Source organism: Streptomyces sp. NBC_00457, assembly GCF_036014015.1.
Lineage (GTDB): Bacteria > Actinomycetota > Actinomycetes > Streptomycetales > Streptomycetaceae > Streptomyces.
On record NZ_CP107905.1, the window covers coordinates 5284229 to 5308431 of the forward strand.

The 24203-nt window shown below is 72.7% G+C and carries 21 protein-coding genes and 1 pseudogene; 6 read left to right on the plus strand and 16 right to left on the minus strand.

Going from position 1 to position 24203, the window contains the following annotated elements:
* Both OG828_RS24000 and OG828_RS24005 read right to left on the minus strand, forming a co-directional pair.
* Window positions 1-759 carry a hypothetical protein gene (locus OG828_RS24000; protein ID WP_328502291.1) on the minus strand — a complete coding sequence of 253 codons (759 nt, stop codon included), beginning with the start codon at window positions 757-759 and terminating at the stop codon, window positions 1-3.
* Window positions 749-1264, minus strand: a complete 516-nt coding sequence (locus tag OG828_RS24005) for a SigE family RNA polymerase sigma factor (protein WP_328502292.1) — start codon at window positions 1262-1264, stop codon at window positions 749-751. Before OG828_RS24005 ends, OG828_RS24000 begins: the two co-directional genes overlap by 11 nt.
* 101 nt (window positions 1265-1365) lie before the next feature.
* Here OG828_RS24005 and OG828_RS24010 point away from each other — a divergent pair, with 101 nt between their 5' ends.
* The 3 genes from OG828_RS24010 (at window position 1366) to OG828_RS24020 (ending at window position 4749) form a co-directional block, all read left to right on the plus strand.
* A complete protein-coding gene (locus OG828_RS24010; RefSeq protein WP_328502293.1) occupies window positions 1366-2466 on the plus strand; it encodes a sigma factor-like helix-turn-helix DNA-binding protein in 1101 nt (366 codons plus the stop codon).
* Between the two features lie 46 nt (window positions 2467-2512).
* A complete protein-coding gene (locus OG828_RS24015; protein WP_328502294.1) occupies window positions 2513-4237 on the plus strand; it encodes a transglycosylase domain-containing protein in 1725 nt (574 codons plus the stop codon).
* A 302-nt stretch (window positions 4238-4539) separates the two neighbouring features.
* On the plus strand, window positions 4540-4749 hold the full coding sequence (locus tag OG828_RS24020; RefSeq protein WP_328504928.1) for a TetR/AcrR family transcriptional regulator C-terminal domain-containing protein: 210 nt from the start codon (window positions 4540-4542) through the stop codon (window positions 4747-4749).
* Here the strand turns inward: OG828_RS24020 and OG828_RS24025 are convergent.
* Window positions 4740-5510, minus strand: coding sequence for a TetR/AcrR family transcriptional regulator (locus OG828_RS24025; RefSeq protein ID WP_328439541.1), 771 nt, complete (start codon window positions 5508-5510; stop codon window positions 4740-4742). The two genes, OG828_RS24020 and OG828_RS24025, sit on opposite strands and share 10 nt — an antisense overlap.
* Between OG828_RS24025 and OG828_RS24030 the strand changes: the two are divergent.
* From OG828_RS24030 to OG828_RS24040, 3 genes and pseudogenes are all read left to right on the plus strand, one after another.
* Window positions 5441-6454 (plus strand): annotated as a pseudogene (locus OG828_RS24030) (MMPL family transporter); the annotation flags it as partial. The gene OG828_RS24025 and the pseudogene OG828_RS24030 sit on opposite strands and share 70 nt — an antisense overlap.
* 221 nt (window positions 6455-6675) lie before the next feature.
* Window positions 6676-8280, plus strand: coding sequence for a serine/threonine-protein kinase (locus OG828_RS24035; RefSeq protein ID WP_328504929.1), 1605 nt, complete (start codon window positions 6676-6678; stop codon window positions 8278-8280).
* Window positions 8281-8640: 360 nt separating this feature from the next.
* Window positions 8641-9342 (plus strand): DUF2637 domain-containing protein, encoded by a 702-nt coding sequence (locus tag OG828_RS24040; protein WP_210579600.1) that lies wholly within the window; start codon window positions 8641-8643, stop codon window positions 9340-9342.
* A gap of 2 nt (window positions 9343-9344) precedes the next feature.
* Here OG828_RS24040 and OG828_RS24045 read toward each other — a convergent pair whose 3' ends face one another.
* From OG828_RS24045 to OG828_RS24105, 13 genes are all read right to left on the minus strand, one after another.
* On the minus strand, window positions 9345-11132 hold the full coding sequence (locus OG828_RS24045) for a zinc ribbon domain-containing protein (RefSeq protein WP_328502295.1): 1788 nt from the start codon (window positions 11130-11132) through the stop codon (window positions 9345-9347).
* 4 nt (window positions 11133-11136) lie between these two features.
* On the minus strand, window positions 11137-11703 hold the full coding sequence (locus tag OG828_RS24050; protein WP_328502296.1) for a phage tail protein: 567 nt from the start codon (window positions 11701-11703) through the stop codon (window positions 11137-11139).
* 46 nt (window positions 11704-11749) lie between these two features.
* Window positions 11750-13711 carry a putative baseplate assembly protein gene (locus tag OG828_RS24055; RefSeq protein WP_328502297.1) on the minus strand — a complete coding sequence of 654 codons (1962 nt, stop codon included), beginning with the start codon at window positions 13709-13711 and terminating at the stop codon, window positions 11750-11752.
* On the minus strand, window positions 13711-14133 hold the full coding sequence (locus tag OG828_RS24060; protein WP_328360476.1) for a GPW/gp25 family protein: 423 nt from the start codon (window positions 14131-14133) through the stop codon (window positions 13711-13713). Before OG828_RS24060 ends, OG828_RS24055 begins: the two co-directional genes overlap by 1 nt.
* 279 nt (window positions 14134-14412) lie before the next feature.
* The gene (locus OG828_RS24065; RefSeq protein ID WP_210573020.1) at window positions 14413-14751 is read right to left on the minus strand and encodes a PAAR domain-containing protein; all 339 of its coding nucleotides are present in this window, start codon (window positions 14749-14751) and stop codon (window positions 14413-14415) included.
* A gap of 32 nt (window positions 14752-14783) precedes the next feature.
* Entirely contained in the window at window positions 14784-16640 is a 1857-nt protein-coding gene (locus OG828_RS24070; RefSeq protein WP_328360483.1) for a VgrG-related protein, read from the minus strand.
* On the minus strand, window positions 16637-17359 hold the full coding sequence (locus OG828_RS24075; protein ID WP_328360485.1) for a CIS tube protein: 723 nt from the start codon (window positions 17357-17359) through the stop codon (window positions 16637-16639). The genes OG828_RS24070 and OG828_RS24075 overlap by 4 nt, the downstream gene beginning before the upstream one ends.
* A 70-nt stretch (window positions 17360-17429) precedes the next feature.
* Window positions 17430-17855 (minus strand): phage tail protein, encoded by a 426-nt coding sequence (locus OG828_RS24080; protein ID WP_328502298.1) that lies wholly within the window; start codon window positions 17853-17855, stop codon window positions 17430-17432.
* Window positions 17856-17894: 39 nt separating this feature from the next.
* Complete coding sequence (locus OG828_RS24085) at window positions 17895-21392, minus strand: hypothetical protein (protein ID WP_328502299.1); 3498 nt, start codon at window positions 21390-21392, stop codon at window positions 17895-17897.
* Between the two features lie 4 nt (window positions 21393-21396).
* Window positions 21397-21555 (minus strand): DUF6760 family protein, encoded by a 159-nt coding sequence (locus OG828_RS24090; RefSeq protein WP_163014002.1) that lies wholly within the window; start codon window positions 21553-21555, stop codon window positions 21397-21399.
* On the minus strand, window positions 21552-22046 hold the full coding sequence (locus OG828_RS24095) for a hypothetical protein (RefSeq protein WP_328360497.1): 495 nt from the start codon (window positions 22044-22046) through the stop codon (window positions 21552-21554). The genes OG828_RS24090 and OG828_RS24095 overlap by 4 nt, the downstream gene beginning before the upstream one ends.
* The gene (locus OG828_RS24100; RefSeq protein WP_210573033.1) at window positions 22043-22483 is read right to left on the minus strand and encodes a phage tail protein; all 441 of its coding nucleotides are present in this window, start codon (window positions 22481-22483) and stop codon (window positions 22043-22045) included. The genes OG828_RS24095 and OG828_RS24100 overlap by 4 nt, the downstream gene beginning before the upstream one ends.
* Window positions 22484-22518: 35 nt before the next feature.
* The gene (locus OG828_RS24105) at window positions 22519-24081 is read right to left on the minus strand and encodes a phage tail sheath family protein (protein WP_328502300.1); all 1563 of its coding nucleotides are present in this window, start codon (window positions 24079-24081) and stop codon (window positions 22519-22521) included.
* Window positions 24082-24203 lie beyond the last annotated feature (122 nt).

Genomic DNA, 24203 nt, shown 5'->3' on the forward strand with positions numbered 1-24203 from the left:
TCAACTCCCTTCCTGTGGAGTCCTGTCGGGCCGGGCGGGGTTGGGGCGCGTGAGTGACGGTGTGGCGGCCGGCCTGCCTGCGGACGCGGAGCCGGTGACCGAGAAGGAGTTGCCGGTCTTCACGCTGGTGAAGAACCACTTGGCGTCGGCCGCGTCCAGGCTGATCCAGCCGCTGGTGGTGTCGTACTTGTCGATGCCCTTCGTTTCGTAGGCGAGGATCGCGCCTACGTAGAACGGCTGGTTGTCGGCATCGCGCAGTTCGACGGCCAGTGAGACGTCCGTGTCGTAGCGGGTTCCGTCGGTCGGGTTGATGACGGGCAGAACCGTGTTGTCGAGCTTCCTGTACACGGTCAGCGGCCCCACCGGCTTCGGGCTGCCGGCGACGCTCGACGTAATCGTCATGACCCGGTCCCCGACGGCCAGGGTGCTCCGGTCGAGGTCGACCTTGCCGACGGTGGGCATGACAGAGGTCGCCTCACGGGAGGTGGCAGGGGGCGGTGACGGGACGGCGGGCGAGGCGGCCGGGACCTGGCGGTGGTTCCCCTCCCCCGCGGGGTCCAAGGTCAGCGCGAAGGCCACCAGGGCGAGGGCGGCCGTACCCGCGGCCAGCGTGCCTGCCCTGCGGCGGCGCACCCGGCGGACGGCACGACCGCGGACCTCGGCGCCGGAGAGGACCGGAGGGGTCTCGTGTTCCTCGGCGAACTCGTGGAGCGCGGTGGAGAGTTCGGCGGACGACTGGGTAAAGCGTTCATCCGACACGGCCGCTCTCCTTCCGAACCGGTTCGGCAGCCTCGTCCACAGTCAAATGCTGCGCCAGCGCCGCTCTCCCCCTGGCCAGTCTGGCCTTGACCGTCCCCACGGGCGCACCCGTCTCGGAGGCTACCTGCTCGACACTCAGGTCACACAGATGGTGCAGGACGATCGCCATCCGCTGCACCTTGGGCAATTGGCGCAGCGCCGCGACGAGCGCCGTGCGGTCGGGACCGGGTCCCGGCGTGAACTCGGGCGGCGGCGTACGGCGCACCAGTTCCAGCCAGCGCCTGGCCCGGCGCCAGCGGCTGACTGCCAGGCGCATGGCCACCGTGCGGATCCACGCCTCGGGTGCCTCGTCCGCGAGGAAGCTCTTGCGCCGGCTCCAGGCCCGTACGAACGCCTCCTGGACCACTTCCTGCGCCTCCTCGCGATCCCCGGTGAACGCGGCGAGCTGGCCGGTCAGCCGGGGAAACGTGGCCGCGTAGAAAGCGTCGAACTCGTCGTCGGTCATACCCCCACCGGAGTTTTGGATTCCGTGCAACCTGGCCGCCCCAGTGGTGCGTACAGGTCCCGTAGGTCGCGTACATCGGAACACGCCCCACAGGAAAGACGATGAACTCGAGTCTCCGGATCCACTGGCCCGCTCGCGGCCCCCGCATCGACTTCGCCGCGTACGCGCGTGCGGGCCGGCCCCGGCTGGCCGCCACCGCGCGGCTGCTCTGCGGCGATCCCCGCGAAGCGACGGAGCTGGTGCGGAACACGCTGGTGGGGGTGTGCGCGCGGTGGCGCCGGATACCGCGGGACGACGTGGACTTCTATGTACGGCGCTCCCTCGTCCGGGAGTATCTGCGCCGGGCACGCCGCCGCAAGGCCCCGGACCAGGAGGGGTTGGGGGCACTGTCCGCTCGGCAGCGGGCCGTGCTGGTGATGCTGCACTGGGAGGGACTCGGCGAGACGGAGGTCGCCCAGACGCTGGGCTGTTCGGCCGGCGCGGTCAGAGGCCATGCCCGGCGCGGGCTGGCGGCCCTCGGGGGTGACGCCGAGCGGCTGCGCGGTCTCTTCACGGAAGCCGCCGAAGTCGCCGACGGTCTCGCCCCGTTCGCCGTGCAGCTCGGTGCCATTGAGGAGCGGGGGCGGACCTTGCGCCGCCGCCGTGTCGGCGTGATCGCGGCCGTCTGCGTGCTGCTGCTCGTCCCGTCGGCCGTTTTCTTGGTCGACCGGATCGTGGGCTCCGGCGGCGCGGACGGGTCGGGCGCCGCCGCGGCCGGCATGGCGTCGAGCCCGGTACGGATCGTCGCGCCCGGCGAGCGGGTGGAGGCCGTGCCGGGGGTGCAGGTCTGGCTGACCGCCGACGGGCGGCACTGGTCGACGGCGCGGGGGCCCAACCAGTTCCGCCGCCTTCCCGAGGCCGGCTCCGAGAGCCGGCAGCCGGGCGTCTCTGTGCGGCCGGAGCCGGTGAAGGGCGCGTACTTCCTGTCGGGCCTCTACTACGGCCTGTCCGCCGACCCGGATCGTGTCGCGGTGACCGTCGACGGCCGTGAAGTCACCGGCAGCGTCCTCACGTTGGCGGGCAACCCCGGCTGGGGCGTCTGGTATGCGCGCGCACCGCTGGCGACGGCGGAGCTGAAGGCGAGTTTCGTCGAGGGCGGCCCGACCGTCACGGTCTACGACGGGGCCGGCCAGGTCGTCGCGCGGTCCGGTGCCGATGGGTGAAGCGCCCGATGTCCAGAAATCGCCCCCCACTTCTGAAAGGCCTCCCGTGCACGAACCACCTGCCGCTCAGGAAACGCCCGCCGCTCCTCGGCGTGGGAAACGCCCGGCAGGCTCCCACCGCCTCCACCTGCGCATCCCGCTCCGCCTCCGCCTCCGCCGCACGCGAGGCCGGCTGCTGCGCCGGCTGAGCATCGCCTTCCTGGCGCTGACCGCGGCGCTGTGCACGGCCGCGGTGGTCGCGTACCAGCTGACGGAGATTCCCGAGCCGCACCCGGAGACCGTCACGCAGAGCACGGTCTTCATCGACGACAAGGGCTCCTATCTGGGCCGGCGCGGTCCCGTCGACCGCCAGGAGGTGCCTCTGTCGCAGGTCCCGCGCTATGTCCAGGACGCGGTGATCGCGGCCGAGAACCGCTCGTTCCGTACGGACAACGGCGTCTCGCCGCGCGCCGTCGCCCGCGCTGTGGTGGCCTCGCTGACCGGCGGGGCGCCGCAGGGCGGCTCCACCATCACCCAGCAGTACGTGAAGAACGCGCTGCTGAGCCCGGAGCAGACGCTGTCGCGCAAGGCACGCGAGGCGCTGATCGCGATCAAGCTCGACCGTACCCGCTCGAAGGACGAGATCCTGGAGGGCTATCTCAACACGGTGTACTTCGGGCGGGGCGCCGCCGGTATCCAGGCGGCCTCGCGCAACTACTTCGATGTGGACACCCGGGACCTGACGGTCTCGCAGGCCGCCGCTCTGGCATCGATCGTCAACATCCCCTCGTACTACGAGAAGGCGGGCTCGGATCCCAAGGTGACCGCGAAGCTCAGGGACCGCTGGGAGTGGGTGCTCGACGCGATGGCGGCGAGCGGCGGCATCACGGCGAAGCAGCGTGCCGAGGCCGCCTTTCCGGCGTTCCGTTTCTATCCGCCGGGGACGACCGAGGGGCAGCGGCAGTACATGATCGACGTGGCCGCTCAGGAGGCCGCCGACCGGCTCGGCATCAGCGAGGACCAGTTGGCGCGCGGCGGCTACACCGTGCACACCACCTTCGACCTGGCGCTCCAGGACGCCACCACCGAGCTGGTGAAGGACCTCAAGGGCCGTGAGGGAACCCGGCTGCACACCGCCGTCGTGGCGATCGAGCCCGGCGACGGGGCGGTGCGGCTGCTGTACGGGGGCGCGGACTACGCCCGGCAGCCGTTCAACGACGCGGTGGGCGGCGCGGTGGAGGCGGGGGCGGCGCTGGAGCCCTTCGGCAAGGTCTTTTTCGGCACCCCCCTTGCCACGCTGCCGAAGACCCCGGCGCCCACCCCGCTGAAACTGGCCTCGGCGTACGCGACCGTGGCGGCGGACGGGGTGTACGCGGCCCCGTACACCGTCGCGAAGATCACCCGGGACGGGCGGGACGTCTACACCGCACGGCCCGACCCACAGCGCGCGCTGGACGAAGGGGACGCGTTCATGGTGAAGGCCCAGATGTACGGGAGCACGAAGATTCCCCGAGAGGCAGCGGTGTCCAACGGGATGGTGCCCCCCTTCGATCCGGCCGCCCGGAAAATTTCGCCCGTCTTCTTCACGGCCGGAGCGGGCGGCGGGATCACCCGCCGGACCGTGTGGTCCACCGCGCTGGACTCCCGGCTCACCCTGACGCTCGCCCTCTTCGCCGACCGACCCGGCGAGAAGAAGAACACGATCGTGCCCGCCCAGCTCCCGAACGATCCGCCGCCGACCGAGTCCGCGGAGCAGACCGCGAGGCAGATCTGGCGGCTGGCCACCGCGTGATGTGGAGCACTCGGATGTCCCTCTCGGCGGTCATGCGCGTCGGCGTGCCAGCACGGCCGACACCCCCGTGGCGACCACGAACGACCCCGCCGCGATCCCGATGTAGCCGTGCACGCCCGCGGCCTAGGAGTCCCCCGGTGCCGCTCCTGCCGCCGTCCGCCGCCACGACGTAACGCGCGTGGACGGTCCGTATGCCATCCGGTGCCCGCAGGGTGACGGTGACACCGGCGTCGTCCTGCTCTGGACCGACCGCCTCGTCGGACTACGTCACCTTCCGCCGGCTGACCTCGCAGGGCCGGTCGGTGCTGGAGGAGCGCTTTACGCAACTGGCGGCGGACGGCGAGATCCGGACCGCCGATCCCCGCCGCGCCGTGCAGCACTCCACCGCCCTCACCGTCCTCCTCGCCGTCGACGCGCTGCGGGACGACGGCGAGGAGAGCGCGGCGGCGGAATCGGAGATCCTCGCGATCATCGCCGACGGGGTCGACGCGTTCCTGCGCGCCTACGGCTGACCTCGCGCGCCACGCCCTGCGGCGGCTTCGGGATCACCCTGTGCCGGGATCCGGCTGTGGATGTCCTCCAGCATGATCCGTATCGACATGCGGAAGACCTCGCCCTGGTGGTCGCCGATGAAGGATGTGTGCCCGAACACCTCCAGCACGACGAGGCCGTGCATATGGCCCCACGCGCTCATGAGGAGGGCGGCCGCCGGGGGCGGCAGCGCTCCCGGTCCGTCCGCCGGCAGGAGGTCCAGGAAGCCCCGGAGCGAGGGCGAGAGCGCGGGGGTGTCGGCCGCGGCCAGTTGCTCCGCGGTGAAGCCGCCGAACAGCTCGCGCTGGAAGATCTCGCCCATCCGGCGCATCGCCTGGGTGGTCGGGCCGTCGACGGGTGCCGCGTAGTCCCGCAGCGGCGTGCCGTAGAGGAGCTGGAACCGTTCGGGATGGGCGACCGCCCATCGGCGGTAGCCCTCGGCCGCCGCCTGCAGTCGCGGCAGGCCGGCTTCGTCCGGCGCGGTGTCGACGGCTGTCTGCACGGCCTCGGCCAAGTCGTCGTACGCCTTGGTGATCAGCTCGGTGATGAGGGCGTGCCGGCTCGGAAAGTAGTGGTAGAGCGCCTGCACGGTCATGCCGAGGCTGCGGGCGACCGCTCGCAGGGACAGGGCCGCGGGTCCGTGTTCGGTGATGTGGCGCTCGGCGGTGTCCAGGATCTCCCGGGTGGCGGTGGCCCGGCGTCGCTCGCGAGGGCGCCGAGAGCCGCCAGGTCGCCACGGCACTGCGGGAGGACTTCAACGGCACCGACGAGGCGGCCCTCCACGTCGTCGTCGAACAGCCCGTCTCCGACAGCCACTTGAGCGCGTACGAGGACCGGCTGTCCGGACTCCAGGGCGTCGTCCGCGTCGACACCCGGGGCGACTCCCAGGCCCACCAGCTCAGTGTCGTCAGCGACCTGCCGCCCCGCTCCGACGCGGCTCAGCACCTCGTCGACGACGTTCGCACCGTCACACCGCCCCCCGGCTCCCACCCCCTCGTCGGCGGTGTCGACGCCGCGCTCGTCGACTCCAAGGCCTCGATCAGCAGCCGGCTCCCGCTCGCGGTCGCGCTCGTCGCCCTCACCACCTTCGTGCTGCTCTTCCTGTTCACCGGCAGCGTCGTGCAGCCGCTGCGCGCCCTGCTCCTCAACATGATCAGCCTGGGAGCGACCCTCGGCGTCATGACCTGGATGTTCCAGGACGGCAACCTCTCCTCCCTGTTCGGCTTCACCGCGCAGCCGATGGAGGTGTCGATGACGGTGCTGATGTTCTGCATCGCCTTCGGTCTCTCGATGGACTACGAGGTCTTCGTCACCAGCCGCATCAAGGAACTCCACGACCTGGGCAAGGACAACGAGTCCGCCGTGGCCGACGGCCTGGGGCATACCGGGCGCATCGTCACCGCAGCGGCCTGTCTGCTCGCCGTGAGCTTCTTCGCCTTCGGCACATCCAAGATCAGCTTCATGCAGATGTTCGGCCTCGGCAGCGGACTGGCCATCCTCATCGACGCCGTCGCCGTACGCGGCATCCTCGTCCCCGCCGCGATGCGCCTCCTCGGCCACTCGGCCTGGTACGCCCCCGGCTTCCTGCGAAAGTTCCACAGCCGGTACGGCCTCAGCGAGGGCGGCCCCGCCACACCGGAGCCCGCGCCGGAGCCGCCGTACGTGAAGGACTCGACGGGAGTCTGACCACGCCGGGCCTTCCGCGCGCCACGTGCCGCCTCCACCTCGCGGGAGGCGGCACGGATGTGCTCGGCGGCGCGCCGCGACCCGACCCCGACCTGACCGCGATCCTCCTGGTGCCGTACGCGCGCCCGGCCCCCGTGATCGCAGCGGCAGGAATGTTGACAAAGTCGGTTAGTGTGCATGGCTGAGTGGCGAGGGGGCTGGGCAAGGCGGAGGAGAAGGCTGTGTCGGACGAGGGGCGGCTCGTCGCCGGGCGGTACCGGCTCGTCGAGCGCGTCGGCCGCGGCGGCATGGGCACGGTGTGGCGGGCCGAGGACGAGGTGCTCGCCCGGCAGATCGCGCTCAAGCAGCTCCACACGCAGCCGCATCTGTCCGACGCCGAGGTCGCCACGCTGTACGAGCGCACCCGCCGCGAGGCGCGCAGCGCCGCCCGGGTCGTCCACCCCAACGTGGTCGTCGTGCACGACGTCGTCGAGGACGACGGCCGGCCCTGCATCGTCATGGAGTACGTCCCCGCGCCCACCCTCGGCGACTTCCTCAAGGGCGGCCGGACCCTGCCGCCCGAGGAGGCGGCGCGGATCGGCCTCGGCATGATCGCCGCCGTACGGGCCGCGCACGCCGCCGGTGTCCTGCACCGCGACATCAAGCCCGGCAACGTCCTGCTGGGCGCGGGGGGCCGGGTCGTCCTGACCGACTTCGGCATCGCGCAGACCGCGGGTACGTCGACGCTCACGCAGACCGGGGAGATGGTCGGCTCCATCGACTTCATGGCCCCGGAGCGGATCCGCGGCCAGAAACCCGGCCCGTCCTCAGACCTGTGGTCGCTGGGCGCGACGCTGTACCAGGCGGTCGAGGGACATCCGCCGTACCGCCGCGACACCCCCATGGAGACCGCGTACGCCATCGCCGTCGAGCCCTTCGCGCCGATGCGGCAGGCTGGTCCGCTGGAACCGCTCATCGAGATCCTGCTGTCCCGGAACCCCGAGGACCGGCCCACGGCGGAGCAGACGGAACGAGCCCTGCGGGCCACCTGGTCCGGCGGGCCGACGGCCACGGCGCCGACCCCCGTCGCCCAGGGGGTCCCGGTCGGCGCCCCGGGCACGACACGGACGTCTCCGACATCCCCGGCGCCCCCTACGTCTGCGACATCCCCGGCTCCCTCTACGTCCACGTCCACAACCACGCCGCCCCCGCCCGCGCCGCCCTCACCGCCGGAAGACAGCGGTCGGGGCCGCAAGCGGGCCGCGCGCGTCCTCGTGCCGGTGGCGGCCGTCCTGGCCGCGACCGCCGTGGCCGGCGCCCTCTACGTCACGTCGAACGACGACGGCACGCCGGACGCCCGGCGGCCCGGCGCGGCGACCAGCGCGCCGGCGGCCACGCCCTCACCCGTCCCCGACGGCTACCGCCTCGTCCACGACAGGCAACTCGGCGTCTCCTTCCCCGTGCCGGACGACTGGAAGCGGAAGAAGGCGGCGGGCGGCGAGGTCACCTACGCCGACCCGACCGGTCTGGCCGGCGTCACCGTCGGCGTGGTGGACCCCGCGGGCTCGCACCCCGTGGAGCACTTCACGGACATCGAGGCGAACACCAAGGTCAACTACCCGACGTCGTACCGCAGGCTCCGCATGCAGAAGACGACGTTCCGGGACCAGCCGGCCGCGGTGTGGGAGTTCACCTTCAAGGGCCGCGCCCGCGCCTTCCGCGCCATCGACCTCGGCTACGGCTCGGCCGGCGGCCGGGAGTACGACATCTATCTCTCGGCCCCGGACGCCCGATGGGACACGTACCGCCCCGTCTTCAACGCCGTGCGGGACGGGTTCCGCGAATGATCTCGAACTACGATCTCGAACTGCCACGCGCAGATCTTCAGAATTTCAGTAACTCTGAATCTTAGTCCGATCCATAAATAATCGCCGCTGGCCAATATTCCCCCGAATGCCCGATGCCTAGCGCCCTGGGACGCTCGTTAGGTGGACGTGACTTGGGAGGAAAGGCATGCAGAAGAGGCTCACCCGCACTGCTCGGACCTGTTCGAGGACTTCCTTGAAGCGATCAGCAGCATCAAAAGTGAATATCTGCGGGCTACGCTGGACGGGCTTGACACCGCCACCACAGTCCCCGCTCCAGCCCGAGGCTCACACTCCGGATGATCTGAACGAAACGTCCTGAGCCGGAGGAAGGAGTGATCAATGGACAGGATTCAGGACGAGAACCTGCTCTATGCGGTGACGACCCAGAAGCCTGAGGACACTCAGCCGCTCGAGGCCCAGCACCTGTGGCAGCTCTCCGACCCCGGGATCCCGTCGGACGGCTGGGATCTGGACCAGGAGCTGGCGCAGATGCTCAGTACGACGCCCAGCGTGGATCCCGTCCCTCCCCCGCTGGACAGCCACCGGCGCCCACGCCGCCCGGTGAATCGACGCCGGCCCCGTCCGGGGATTCAGCTCTTCACCGGAAATCCGCGAGTGATCACCGTTGCGATCTTGGTGGCCATAATCACCATGTGCGCGGTGACGATGCTGTACTGGTCGATCTCCTATTCATATGACCAACTGCGCACCATCGCCCTGCTGGTGGTGTCCGAGAATTTGGCGCAATGGTGGCCGCTCACCGTGTACGGGCCGTGGCTGGTGGCCGGTTTATCGATCTTGCGGGCATCCGTTCAGCACCGCACCGCCCGGCGGTCCTGGGTGGTGATGCTGATCTCCTCCGGCACGGCGGTCGCCCTGTGTATCGGCCAGTCCCCGCATTCCCTGCTCGCGATGGTCATCGTCGGGATTCCGCCGATCACCGCTCTGGTCTGTTTCCGTGAACTCGTCGGCCAGTTCTCGTCCCGGGGGCCCAAGCACGCCGCGGACACCTTGAAGGGGCCCAAGCAGACACGGCCGTAGCGTCAGCTTCGCTGGAAGAACTCCACCTCCGCCAGGGCCAGATGACGGCCCTGGGCGAGTCCGACGGCGGACCGCAGCACCAGCCGTACCTTCCGCACATCGCTGTAGCCGGTGCCGATCGTCTGGTCGCCCGGCTTGTCGCTGAGGGTGAGTTCCTTCTTGTGCGTGGTGCCGTCTTCCGCCGTCACCTCCAGGTCCACCTGAAGCGCGCGCGCCTGGAGGGCGTACTTCTCCGGCTCCTTGGACGCGCCGTTGGTGATGATCACGTCGACCAGCCGGAACGGCTTGCGGAAGGTGTACGTCACCGAGGCACCCGTCGCGGGCGCGCCCCAGTAGCGGTTGCTCAGCCCGTCCGTCGTGTTCTTCGCCGGGTGCCCCGGCACCGACGCGCTCGCCTCGGTGCTCGCCGGCGTCACGGGCTTGGCCTTGCCCAGCTTGTCCCGGGTGTCCTCGATCAGGGCGCGGCCGGCCGGCATCAGCAGGAAGCCGCCCGCGCACAGCGCCAGCACGACGAGCAGGATCACCAGGAACCGCGTCAGCCCGCCCGAACTCGCCCGCACCCGGCGCCTGAACGGCCACACCGTCCGCCACCACGGCAGCGGCGCGGGCTTCGCCGTGGGCCTCAACTCGGCCGCACAGCGCCGGCAGAACCGGCGCTCCGGCAGATTCGGTGTCCCACACGCCGGACAGGGCACTCCCGCCCCTTCGTCCGGCACGGCCACGGGCCGTACGACAGGACGCGCGGCCACCGGCTTCGCGGGGCGCACGGGCACGATGGCGTCCGGGTCCGACGACTCGGAGGCGGCGGGGGTACGGGGGCGGGGGATGCTCTGGGCGGGGGGCGCCGGGGCTGTTGGGGGAACGGGTGCTGTTGGAGGAACGGGTGGGGTGGTGGGGGGTGAGGGTGCGCGGGCCGCCGTTGGCCTTGGGGGTGTGGGGGGCGTGGTGGGCGTCGGGGGTGTGGCAGGCGGGGTGGGGGGAGCGTTGTCGGGGCGGCGGGGCTCGTCGGCGCCGGTCGGTTCGGCGGTGGGGCTGTCGGTCGGTTCAGCCGGCGGCTCGGCGCTGGGGGCAGCGGTCGTCCCGCTCGTGGGCGAGCCCGGTGCCGGGGCGGCGGAACCGGTGCGGACTTCGTCCGGCCCGGGCTGAGCTGGGGAGTTGGCGGGCTCGTCCTGGCCGGGGCCGGTGGCGGGGGCTGGGGCGGCGCCGGGGCCGGTGGCGGGGGCGGGGGAAGCGGTGCGGACCTCGTCCGATCCTGACTGAGCCGGGGAGTTGGCGGGCTCGTCCCGGCCGGTGCCGCCGGTGGGGGGCGTGCCGGAGCCGGGGCCGGCGGCGGGGGCCGGGGCGGCGGAACCGGTGTGGACCTCGTCCGCCCGTGACTGAGCTGGGGAGTTGGCGGGCCCGTCCCGGCCGGGGTCGGCAGCGGGGGGCGTGCCGGAGCCGGTGGCCGCGGGCCGCGTCGTGCTCGGCCGCCTCGGCTCGCCGCGGCCGCGGCCGGTCAGCCGGGCGCGGAACGACGAGGGGCGGGAAGGTGCGGCGGACTCGGGCTCGTCCGCCGGGGTTGCCGCGGGCGCGGGTGTCGGAGGCTCCGGGGTTGCCGCGGGCGCGGGTGCCGGGGGTTCCGGGGGTGCGGTCGGCGTCGGCGTCGGCTGTGCCGTGGGCTCCGGTGGCGTCGGTGTGGGGGTGCTCGGGGTCGGAGCAGCCGGTTCCGACCAGCCCAAGTACGTGCCGCAGTTGCCGCAGAAGTCGTCCGTCGAGCCGTTGGACGCCCCGCACGCGGGACATGCGCGCATGGCGTCACCTCCCTTCGTCGGCGGGCGGGCCGGGGAGGACCTCCACCCGGAATGCCGTGTGCACCGGGCACATGGCCCGGACGATCTCGCGGACCCTGGCCGGATCCACCCGCGCCTCGCGGACCGGCCAGACGCGGACCAGGATCTCGGCGGCGGGCGGGGGCGGCAGGTCGGTGCCGGCGGTGTTCGACCACCAGGAACCGCCGTCGCCGGTCACGTCGCTGTGCACGCCGAGCGCGAGCTGCAGGGCCTCGGCCAGACCGCGTCTGGTGCCGCGCCAACGGTGCAGCTCCACCGCGCGGACGACCGCCTCGCGGCGCAGCTCCACGGGCCACTGGGGGTCGTCGGCGGCGCCCACCCACGACGCCAGCCAGGCCAGGAAGTCGACGGGCGTGACCCGGGGGTCGAGGTAGGAGGTGAGGTTGTCGAGGGTCGCGAACACCGGGGCGAGGACGGTGTCGAGGCCGGCGGTGAAACGCTGCGCGAAGTCGTCGTCGGCGTACAGCGCGGGCAGTTGCTCACCGATGGGGAAGCGGCTCGGCAGGCCGGGTACGGCGGCGCGGCGGCTCATCCCCGTACCTCCGGCGCTACGGCGGTATCGGCCACGACGACCCCGCTCATCCCCGCCCCTCCCCGTCCATCGCCGTCACGACCACCTGGTGCTGGTAGGAGAAGACGAGCGCGCCCGCGGCCACGTCGATGCGGTCCGCCGGGGCGCCGCGGCGGCCGGTGATGGGGTCGGCGGGGAACAGGAGGATCTCCTCGACGAGGGCGTTGCCGGTGGCGCGTTGGAGGATGCCGAAGATCTCGCCGTACTGGACGGGCCGGCCGAAGGGCCAGCCGGTGCCGTCCGGGCCGCCGCTCAGCGGGTTGAGGTGGCGGAACAGGGCGTCGAGGGCGGCGTCGCGGACGCGGTCGGTGTCGGCGGCGGCCGTCGCGAGCCGGGCGACCACGGTGACGCCCTGGTAGACCGGCGGCTCGACGACGAGGCGGGTGCCGATGAGGCGGCGTTCGTCGAGGCTCGCGGTGATGGCCTCAAGCACCTGGTCGGAGGGGATCAGTTGCTCGAAGCGGAGGCGGTCGTCGCCCTCGTCGGCCACGGCGTCCGGGACGACGAGGACCCGTACCGCGCCCGGTTCCTCGGCCGCGGGCACACAGCGGACCCGGCGTACCGAGGGCGCGGCCTGGCGGCTGATGATCTCGTAGTCCTCGGCGGTCACCGCGCGTTCCTGCATGCGCAGCACGTCCGGCGCCCGCAGCTTGGCGTTCTCCACCGTCTCGCCGGCGACGCCGCCGCGTGCCGCCTCCCGGTTGGTGACCTGGGCGATGTACGGAACGGAGCTGAGTAGCACGGAGATCGCGCCGCGGGCGACGTTGCCCGCGGGGCCGCCGCCGGTGCGGTAGCGGGCGACGCGTATCTGGGCGCCCTTGGGCGGTACGGCGCCGCACTGGCGCAGCGTGCCGTCCGGTTCGCGCAGCACCGGCGGGAAGGCGAACTCGCCGTTGGTGGCGTCCACGCGGACGTGCCGGTCGGCGGGGCCGGAGCGGCCGAAGTGGTCGACCACGTCCCAGCGTTGCCAGCCGTCGGCCGAGGACACCTCCACCACCGGGGGCTCGCCGTCGAGGAGGACCGGCGGGCGGCCGAGCCGGAACGTCTGCCCGGCGACGCCCTCCGAGGTGCCGAGGGGTACGTCGGTGACGGTCTCGGCGTGCTCCACGGACATGGTGCCGCCGACGGTGAACACCTCCGCCTCGCGCACGGTCGGGGACTCCGAGTAGAACGGCTGGCCCGGCTCCGCCTCGGTGACGCGGCAGCGCAGCCAGCCGGCCCGGGTGCCGCCGATCACCGACGCGGTGTGCCCGGCCGGTACGTGCACGATGACCTCGCCGGGCCGGTTCAGACCGCCGGTGGTGTCCGTGCTGGTCTCGCACAGCTGCCAGCCGCTGCCGTCCCACGCCTCCCACACCAGCGGGGGCTGGCGCGGGTCCACGCCGACGCCCTCCACGCGGCTGTCCAGGCGCACCGCGACGATGCAGCGCGGCACCGCCGTCGGCAGGCCGAACAGCAGCGCGTCGCCCGGCTCCGGTGCGGCCTGGAAGCAGGGGATGTCATGGCCCTCGGCGAGCGTGCCGGTCATGTCGGTCTGCTCACCGGTCCTGGGCGCGGTCACCAGGCGGGTCAACTCGCTGGGCACGACGCGCAGTTCGTCCGTGGTCGCGAACACCACGGGCTCGTCGCTCTCGCCGCCGGCGGTGGTCACCTCGGTGCCGGCGGGCAGCGCGACGGTGTCGGGCTGCGGCGCCGACAGCCAGAAGTCGACGTCGGCCGAGGCGGCGGCGGGCGGGAACAGGCTGATGCCCAACAGGTCCAGGAACGCGGTGTAGTTCTTGTCCGGGACGCGGTTCAGCCGGTACAGCAGCTGGTCCACCATGTAGGCGAACGTCTCGATCAGGGTGACGCCCGGGTCGGAGACGTTGTGGTCGGTCCACTCCGGCGTGCGCTGCTGCACATACCGCTTCGCCTCGTCGACGAGTTGCTGGAACCGTCGGTCGTCCAGGTTGGGGGAGGGCAGGGCCATCAGTCCGCGACCAATTCCTCGGCCCCCTCCTCGGAGGGGATCGTGTAGAAGGGAAAGACCAGGTTGCGCCGGTCGTTGGTGGAGCGCAGGGTGTAGTGCACGTCGATGTAGAGGGTGCCGTCCTCGACGGCGTCGAAGGCGACGATCACGTCCTCCACCGCGATGCGCGGCTCCCACCGCTCCAGGGCCTCGCGCACCTGCTGCGCGATACGTCCGGCGGTGGCGCCGTCGCCCGGGGCGAAGACGTAGTCGTGGATGCCGCAGCCGAACTCGGGGCGCATGGGGCGCTCACCCGGCGCGGTGCCGAGCACCAGCCGGATCGCCTCCTCGATCTCCCGCTCCCGCTCGACCATCCCGATCCCCCCGGTCGCCCCGACCCGCAACGGAAACCCCCAGCCACGGCCGATGAACCGCTCACTCATGACGCGCCTCCGGTGGGGACGTCCGGGGCACCGGACAGAATCACGGCGCCGCCCGTGGAATGCCCGCCCCGCAGCCGGAGCAGACAGCCACGCCGACTGAACTGCTCGCTCATCACACGCGCCCGATCACGACGCTCGCGCTGCCGGGCAGGATCGGAGCGCCGCTCACCACACCCACCGATGAGGACGTTCAAGGTGCTGGCCAGAGTCGGGGCGCCGCTCATCACAGGCCCCCGATCATCACGTTCACGGTGCCGGGCAGAGTCGGGGCGGCGCTCATCACACGCCCCCGATCAGGACGTTCGGGGCGCCCATCATGATCATTGCGCCGCAGGTGGTCTGGTCGCGCATGCGGGCGGCCGGGAGGCCGCCGATGAGGACCTGGCCCTTGGCGAGGGCGCTCGGGTCGGGCTTGATCAGGTTGGCCGGTCCCAGGGCGGCGTGCGGTGGTATCGGGCAGGTGACCAGGCTGCCCACGCCGCCGACGGGGCTGGTGGCGACGGCGGCGGGTTTGCCGCCGATCAGCACGCGCAGCACCGCCTGAGCGGCGGGGCCGGTCGGCAGGGCGAGCGCCCCGCCGTGGTTGGTGGGGTCACCGGTACGGGCTGCGGGTGGCATGCGGTCCTCCTTGGGAAGGTGAAGGTCGGGAGTCAGTTGATCCGGATGAGCTTGGCCTTGAGGACGCCGAGCAGGCCGCCGTCGACGGTGACCCCCGTGCGGCCGGTGACGTTCACGCTCGTGCCGTTGACGTCCACCTTGCGGCCGCCGATCGTCACCCCGACCCGGCCCTGGATGTCCACGTTCCGGCCGGACACGCTCACGTTGCCCCGCATGGCGTCCAGGGTGATGCCCTTCTTGTCCAGCACGACGGAGGTGAGGGGGCGGACGCCGCCCCTGCTGGCGTACACCGTCAGCTCGATCGATCCCTTCCGCTGGTCGACCTTGATCTCGAGGCGCTCGTCGGCGGAGGCGAGCCTGAGCCCGGACTGGCCCGGCGCCCTCGCGTCCAGCAGCTCCAGCCGGTGCCCCGAACGCGACACGATGGAGCGGCGGTTGACCTTGCCGGTGGTCGTGTCGATCAGCGGGTCCTTGTGGGGCGAGGGCTTGTCGACGCCGTTGTAGAGCCCGCCGATGACGTACGGGCTGTCCAGCAGGCCCTGTTCGAAGCCGACCAGGACCTCGTCGTTGACCTCGGGACTGAAGACGCCTCCGCCGCCCTTGCCGCCCCACTGCACGGTGCGCACCCAGTCGGTGGTGTACGTGTCGTCCAACCAGGGGAACTTCAGCTTCACCCCGCCGCTCCCGCCGAGGAGGCCGCCGCCCGGCTCGCGGACGTCCGTCACCACGCCGATCGCCAGGCCCGGCATGCGCGGGCCACGGGCCGGTGCGTTGGCGCCGGTCACCAGGCCGGTGAGGGAGCGGTCGGGGCTGGCGCTGACCCACACCGTCGTCCGGTATCCGCCGTCCGGTTCGAGGATGTGCTGCACCGCGGTCGCCGTGTACTTGCCGGAGAAGTACTGTCCCACGTTGCCGAGCGTCACAGGCTTGCCCGCCCGCAGGAGGGGGTTGCCCTCGACCACCGCCTCCAACTCCCCGAAGCCCGCACTGACCTGGTCGGCCACCGCGTCCGCGACCGCCTTCACTTCGGCCTGGGTCCGGTACGGGGTGTCGGTGACGGTCAGCTTCGACGACTTGCCGAACCGGGCGGCGAGCGCCGGGCTCAGGCCCGGCACCACCGTTTCACTGTTCACCGACGGCGCAGGGGCCACCAGCGGCTTCTTCGTGGTGACGTTCCAGCCGCGCACCTCCACCTGCTGCGCGCCGTCGGCGGCCGACAGGGAGGCCCGTAGCGCCAGCAGGTTGCGGCCGTACTCCAGCACCATCGGGTTCTTGGCGGCCGAGGTCGACGGCGCGGGCGCGCCGGACGCCTTCGTCGGCTTGGTGAACTGCAGCAGCCCCTTGTCGTCGACGCTCACCTGCGCGCCGCTCTCGGCGGCCAGGAACTGCAGGAAGTCCCAGTCGGACACGTTCGCCTGGGAGAGCTGTTTATATTTGACCGGCGCGGCCTGCACGGTGCCGACGGCCAGCCCGGCCCCGGCGGCCACCTTGCCGACGATGGCCTCCGCGGTCATGTTCCGGTACGCCACCACCTTCCGGCCCCGCTGCAGCCGGTGCGCCTTCGAATACGCACGCACCACCGTGAACGAGCCCGTGCGGTCCCGGTCCACCTCCAGGGCGGTCACCTCGCCGTTGAACAGCCGCTCCTTGGCCTGCCCGGTCACGGTCATCACGGAGACCTTGAGCGGGGTGCCGATGGTGATGCCGGTCTTCTTCAGGAACTCGTGGTCGGGATCGCGGAAGGTGAGCACCGCCGCGTCCGGCAGGCCCACGTTCTCGTCGACCACACAGCTCACCAGCTGGGCGGCCCAGACCGGCGGAAGTTCACTCGGCGCCTCCACGATGGGGTCCGCCGCGAAGGACCTGCCGTCCCGTGCCCCGCCTGTCACTGTTCCTCCTCAGCGCCCGCGTCGCTCAGTGCCGGCACCACGAGTTCGGTGCCGGGCATGAGCGTCATCGGGTCGTCGATGTCGTTCGCCTCCGCGATGGCCCGCCAGGCCGTCGCGTCGCCGTATTCCTGCCAGGCCAGCAGCGCCAGGCTGTCGCCCGCCACGACGGTGTGCGTGGAGCGGGCGGTGCGCGCGCCGGACGTGGGGTTCTGGCCCGCGGGGCCGACGCTCGCCTCCTCGATCGACAGCTGGCAGGTGGCTCGTAGCGGCTTGCCGTCCACGTCGAACAGCGTGTACGACACGGACAGACTGGTGAGCACCCCGTCGAACGACGTCGTCCGCGCCGTGCCCCACTCGAACCGCACCCACGGGCTGGCCGGCTTCTTGCGGCCCAGGCTGGCCTTGGTCGGCACGCAGGCCTTCATCAGCTTCTCCACCGCCTGCTCCACCGAGTTGTCGTGCTTGGCGGTGGCGTCCAGGAACACCTCGAGGCTCAGCGTGCGCGGGCCGCTGCCGACGAACTCGGGCAGCGCCGACTCCGCCGCCATACGGGACGGGGTGCGCCGCCACTCGGTGGTCTTGCTCAGCTCCAGGGTGGAGGGGTTGAACTGGAGGTTGAGCCGCGCGAGCGTCCCGCCGGGCTTCGCGCCGACCGAGGCAGGGGGCTCCTTCAGGGTCAGCTGAGCCCTGGCCCGACTGGTGCGGGACGTTCTGGGCATGCCGGGACTTCCTTTCCGGGACGATCAATCGGGCGGCGGGCGGGTCATGAGGCCGGGTCATGAGGGCGGCTCAGGAAGGGCTCAGCCCCTCGTGGGCGATCTCCAGCGTCTCCACCGCCGCCTCCGAGTTGCTGGGGTCGAAGGACGGGCCCTGCCAGCGCACCGGCACGATCCCGAACACCTGCCAGCTGATGATCCGGGTGAGGTCCGGTTTCAGCGCCACGATCTCGCCGTCCTTGGGCTCCACCCGCTTCAGCGTCTCGTCGAACCAGCGGGCGATCTTCACCGTGTCCTTGGTGACCGGCCGGGTGAACGTGATGTTCGACCAGGTCACCCGCCCGGGCAGGTTGTGCGTGAAGCCGTTGTTGCCGCCCTCGGCATAGGTCTCGATCTCGAACTCGGCGCCCATGCCGGAGCACGTGTGGAACGCGCCGAGGTCGTTGCCGCCGATCACGAGCTTGAAGAACACGCTCGTAGCGAAGATGTTGTCCGTCATTGGTCCGTCATCCGTCCGTCATCCGTTCCGTGCCGGGCCTCAGCGGCGTCCGTCGTAGGGGCGGCCTGTACGTTCCCGTCCACGCCGCAGCTCGGTACGCAGCAGCCGGGCCACCGGGTCGATCAGGCGACGCGCCAGCTCGTCCAGGTCCATGCCGGGGTCCTGCGGTGGCTCCGCACGCTGGGCCGTGCGCTTGGCGGAGGCGGAACGGCCGTTCCCCGTCTGGGGCTTGGCCGGTTCGGCGAGATCACCGGCTGCGGAGGCCGGCTGCCGAGGGCGCGCGGGTCGCGTCTTGTCCATACTCCCCGGAAGTGCGGAGTCGTCCGCGCTGTAGGCGCGCTGGACGGGGGGTGCGGCGCCGCGGGTCCCGCCGCCGGGTGCGGAGGTCCGGGGCCGGACCACGGGTACGTTCCCCGCCGATCCCGGTGCCGACGTGGCCGCCGGGCGGTCCGCGAGTGGCGGCGTCTGCGGGGCGGTGATGGGCAGGGACCGCGCAGGTACAGCGGCGGGTGCCCCGTGCGTCTCGCGGTGGGGCGGCGCAAGTTGTACGACGGGGACGCGCTGGTCCGCGGTGGAGGAACCGGTCGTTCGCGCGCCCGAGTTCTGCGGGGCGGGGCCCGGCGTCGCGGACCGCTGCACGTGAGGCGTCGCCGGGGTCGCCGAGGACGGGCCCGGCGTCGGGTGTGCGGGGGTCCCGGTGCCGCCCTGGCTCTGGGGGGCAGCCGGGTCGCCCGGCCGGCGCATCGGCACGACGGGACGGTTGCCGGGGCGGGTGGCGGTGGGCTGTGCCGCACCTTTCGGGGCCCGGGTGCTCAGGGTGAGCGGGCGCGCGGGCAGCAGCTGGAGGGTGCGGGGGGCCGGGGAGCCGGTCACGGGGAGGGGGCGTGCGTTGGCTGCGCCGGGGGTCCGGGCGGCGCGGGGGGCCGCCGGGGCAGTGGGCCGGTCGGCGGCCGGGGCGCCTTCGGCGAGGGCGCGCGCCACCACAACCGGGCCCGGGGCACCGTGGATGCTGGGGGCCGCGGGGACGGAGGGTGCTGCGGAACCGGCCCCGGGGAGAGAACGTGAGTCGGCCGCGCCAGGGGCCCCGGCGCGGGGCGCCGCCGGAGCAGTGGGCCGGTCGGCGCCCGGAGTCCGGGCATCCGAAGCGCCTTCGGCCAGGGCTCGAGCCGCCACGACCGGGCCCGGGGTGCCGTGGGTGCTGGGGGCCGCCTGGACGGAGGATGCTGCGGAACCGGTCACGGGGAGGGCGCGCGGGTCGGCTGCGCCAAGGGTCCCGGTGGCGCCGTGGCCGCCGGGTGCCGCCTGGACGGAAGGTGATGCGGAACCGGCCCCGGCGGCGCCGTGGCCGCGGGATGCCGCCGGGGCAGCGGGCCGGTCGGCGCGCGGAGTGCCTTCAGCGAGGGCGCGCGGGTCGGCTGCGCCGAGGGTCCCGGTGGCGCCGTGGCCGCCGGGTGCCGCCTGGACGGAGGGTGATGCGGAACCGGTCCCGGTGGCGCCGTGGCCGCCGGGTGCCGCCGGGGCAGCGGGCCGGTCGGCGCCCGGAGTGCCTTCGGCGAGGGCGCGCGCCACCACGACCGGGCCCGGAGCGCCGGGAGTTGAGGGCCGTTGCGCGCCGGGGCGTGGGGCGTTCCCGGCCGGGGCTGCGGGAGTTGTCGGGGTTGCCGCGCCCGCGGGGCCTTCCGGTGCGGTGGCCTGGGGCGGCGTCACCAGGGGCGTTGCGGGTCCGGTGCCGTGGGCCGTGGGGTGGCCGGATGACGTGGTGTCCCCCGTGGCGGAGGGGTTCGTGACGCGGCGCTGGACGTCGACCGACCCCAGCAGCGGCGCGTCCGTTCCGCTACCCCCGCCCGCGGGCGGTGCGGCCTCGGCGGGCGTACCGTCACGGCCCGGCACGGTTGCTGAGCCGGGGCCGTCCTGGCGGGACGGAGCACGCTGGATGTCCGGGCCGGACGCGGGTGGCGTACGGTCGCGCCCCGGCGCGGTGGCGGAAGCGCGGCCGTCCTGGCGGGACGGAGCCCGCTGGACGTCCGGGCCGGACGCGGGCGGTGCGGTCTCGGCCGACGTACGGTCACGGCCCGGCCCTGTCGCGGAACCGCGGCCGTCCTGGCGGCCCGCAGCGCGCTGGACGTCCGGGCCGCGGGAAGCGTGCGCGCCGGACGAGGTGGAACCCGGCACGGCGGCGCTCGGCGGCAGCGCGGGCAGCGGGGCGCCCAGGCCGCCACGCGCGCGTGCCCCGGACCGTCCCGCGTCGGACGTCCGGCGCGGGGCCGGGCTCTGCTGAGCCGCGCCCTGCACGCCACCGTCCGACGCACCGCCGCCTTCCGTCTGGCGCTGCACGACGGGAAGCGCCGGACCGGGCGCGGATCCGGTGCCTGACGCGGGGTGCGGGGCCGGCCTACCCTCCGCCAACGGTGTTGCCGTGGACGGCATTTCGCTCAGCGGGGCGCCAAGAGGAGCGCGGCTGCCCGTGCGTGTGGCGGCACGCTGTACGGGCGCCGTCGTCCCGGCCGCCGGTGCGGAGGGAGCCGCGGACGCGTCAGGGGCTGGGCGCGGGTCGGGCGCGGCCGGTCGCAGGGCGGGGACGCGGCGCACGGGTCCGGCCTGGCGCCGGGCGACGGTCAGCCGGGGCCCCACCGGGCGGGGCTGGACGGCCACGTCGGACGGCCGTGACTCCGTCGCCGCGCGCTGGACAGCCGGTCCGGAAGTCGTACGACCCCCCGAACCTCCCGGCGACCGGGACGCGCTCCCGGAGTCCGGCCCGGGCACGCCGGCCGTCGCACCCGGGACCACCGCGACCCGTCGTACCAGCGGAATCTCCGGAGCGCCGGCCGACCGGCCGGTGTCGGCAGGCGTCACGACGGCGGGAGCTCCCGGCTCCGCAGCCCGTTGGACAGCGGGAGCCGGCGAGGAGAGTACGGCGGGAGAATCCGCGGACGTGATGCCACGGGTGCGCGGAGCGTCGGCCGAACGTCCCTGCCCCGCACCGCTGTTGTCGGCGGAACGCTGAACCACCGGCCCAGCCCCGGAGGGCGCCGAGCGGGACGTCGTACCGGAAGAACCAGAACCGGACGAACCCGAACCCTGGCCCCCGCCGCCCAAGTCCCCCGCATCCGCCCCCTCCGGCCGCACCGCCCGAAGCAGCAGCGGTCCCCCGCCGGCGCGCGTGGGCTGGGGAGCGGCCTGGCGGGTGACCCCGCTGACCACGCCGGTCGGAGCCGTCGGCAGCAGGGCGTGGCCGAGGCCGTTGTCGAAGGAGGGGTTCTGCCAGGAGGCCAGGCCCGCGCGGAAGGTGAGGCCGTCGCTCACGCCGAGCGAGGCACGGGCGACGGTGAGCGGCGGCGGGGCGGTGCGGCGCCAGCCGCCGTCCCAGTCGCCGGGCACGGAGGAGCCGGAGGCACCGGCACCGGACGTGCCCCCGCCGTCACCCGACGCACCTGGGACAGACCCGGACGAATCGCCGGAGCCGGACAGGCCGCTCTGCCCGGCGCCGGAGCCGTCCGCTCCGGCGGCCCGGCGACGCAGCCTGTCCCGCCATGCCATGTGCTCAACCGCCTTCGTTCATGCGGGTGTTGATACGGGCGATCTCGGCCACCCACTGCTGGCGTTCGCCGTGGGTCAGGTCGAGGATCTCCTCGCGTTGCCAGTGGAAGTGATAGGCGATGTACGCGATCTCCTCCCGGAGCCGGGGAAGGGCGTACGTCACGATTCCCCCAGGCGCCCACCCGAGAGGTCGACCTCGAAGCCGCCCTCGCAGTGCGGGCAGGTGACCGCCGCGCGGGTGTGGCCCTCGCTGTTGACGCGGCGGTAGAAGTCCTGGAGGAACGCCACGTCGGTGGCGTACATCCGCTCCACGACCCCGGCATGCACATCGGTGATGTTGCCGAGCCGGGTGATCACCTGGCTCAGCAGCACCACGCTCAGGTACGCCGGGTTCTCCTTGACCCGCAGGTCGATCTGGGGCCGCAGTTCGTCGCGGGCGGTGGCCAGGCGCATCGAGCCGTGCCGGTGCACCGTGCCCTCGTCGTCGACGTACCCGCGCGGAAGTTCGAACTCGAACTCCGTGCGCAGCCCGTGGTCCTCGCGGCGCGGCGGGGCGGCGGCCGGGGTGGCCGCCGCCTGCTCCGACGCCGAGGCGGGCGCCGTGGCCTGGAGGATCTCGTCCAGGTTGCCCGCCGTCACCGTACGGCGCCTCATTCGACGACGATCTCCTCGAACGTGATCGTGACGGACTCGGTGGCCGGCGACGACTCGCCCGCCTTCAGCGAGGGGCCCTCCCACTTGGAGGCCCAGCCCTGCATCAGCTGGATACGGCGGACCGTATTGCCCTCGGTGTCCTTGATCTCGATGGTCAGGTTCTGCCGCGCGGTGTTGACGGCGCCGTTGTTCAGCGTCTCCTTGATCCACTTGGTGAACTCGCTGCTCTGGTCGAGTCCCCGGGTGATCGTGATCTCACCGGCCTGGCGCGCGCCGGGCTGCTTGCGGATGATCTGCTTGCCCTGGTCGCTGACCTGCTTGACCTCGACGACCTCCTCCTCGACGGTCAGTCCGCTGATCTCCTGGATCGACTCGACCAGGTAGCCACCGAGCTGCACGCCGAAGACGTGGGTGGAAAGAGCATCGCCCGTTGCCATGACTGTCTGTCACCTTTCCTTGAGGACCCGGCGGGTCACTCGTCGATGAGGCTGGTGCTGTCGGAGAACTGGGCCAGCCGGAAGACCACGAACTCGGCCGGCTTGACCGGCGAGACGCCGATCTCGCAGACGACCCGGCCCTGGTCGATGGACTCCTGCGGGTTGTTGTCGCGGTCGCACTTCACGTAGAACGCCTCTTCGGCGGTGCGGCCGAACAGCGCGCCCCGGCGCCATTCCTCCTGGAGGAACGCCGTGACGTTGCGGCGGATGCTCGCCCACAGCCGGTCGTCGTTCGGCTCGAAGACCACCCACTGGGTGCCCAGGAGGATGGACTCCTCCAGGTAGTTGAACAGGCGGCGCACGTTCAGGTAGCGCCAGGCCGGGTCGGAGGAGAGGGTGCGGGCACCCCAGATCCGGATGCCGCGGCCGGGGAAGGCCCGTACGCAGTTCACGCCGATCGGGTTCAGCAGGTCCTGCTCGCCCTTGCTGAGCCGGATCTCCAGGTCGACCGCGCCGCGGATGACCTCGTTGGCGGGCGCCTTGTGCACACCGCGCTCGCCGTCGCTGCGCGCCCACACACCGGCGACGTGACCGCTCGGCGGGACGGTGGTGTTGCGGCCCACGGCCGGGTCGAAGACCCGCACCCACGGGTAGTAGAGGGTGGCGTAGCGGGAGTCGTAGCCCGCCTCGTCGTTGCGCCAGGTGCGCACCTGCTGGGCGGAGAGCCCGGGCGGGCTGTCCAGGACGGCGACGCGGTCGCCCATCTGCTCGCAGTGCGAGATCACGGCGAGCTGCACGGTGCGCACGCCCTCGGCGTCGATGTCGCCGCGCTGGTAGGCGCTCATCAGGTCCGGCACCGCGACCATGGTGATCTCGTCGATGGTCTCCAGGCCGCCGAAGCCGGTGCGGGCCGCGGAGTCGCCGACGTACTCGGCGGGGTTCAGTCGGGCCACCTCGCCGGCGCCGTTCGTGGCGGGGGCGCCCGGCGCGTCGGGGACCGCCAGGGTCTGCGTGGCGGGCTTGGTCTGGGTGGCGCCGCGCTGCTCGGTGACCTCGATCAGCTTGGAGGCGCGGGCCTGGTTGACCAGGTAGCCCTTGACGTTCTTGCGGGTGGAGGCGTCGTACGTCTCCACGACCTCGTCGCCCCTGCGGACCAGCAGCTTGAAGCGGTCCTCCGGCGGGTTCTCGCCGCCCGCGTCGGCGACCTCCACCGACACTCCGGTCACGCCCGGCTTGGCCGCGACCAGGAAGCCGCCCAGCTCGATCGGCTCCACGGCCCTGGCGTCCCGCTTGCCCCGGGCGCCGTTCGCCGACGGGGCGGAGGCGTCCTCGGCGGAGCCGCCGATGCGCACCACGTAGGCTGCGCCGCCGCCGTTGGAGAAGTACCCGTAGACCGCGTGGGCCAGATAGGTGCCCTCGGTGAAGCCACCGAACTCCTGGGTGTACTGGTCCCAGCTGGTGACCAGCGTCGGCGCGTGGAAGGGGCCGCGCTCGGCGAACCCGACGAACGCGGCGACGGCGGTGCCGACCCCTTCGATCGGTCGAGCACCGGACTGCACCTCCTCCACGTATACGCCCGGGGTGAGGTACGTCGGCATGTTCGCTCCTTAGCGTCCTTGCTTGTCACCTGTGTCCAGGCCGAGTCTGCGGGGACGGGTGGGGCAGGTGACAGGGACCCGGGGACCTGGCCGGGGGCAGGCCCGCTGCCTTTCCGTACCTC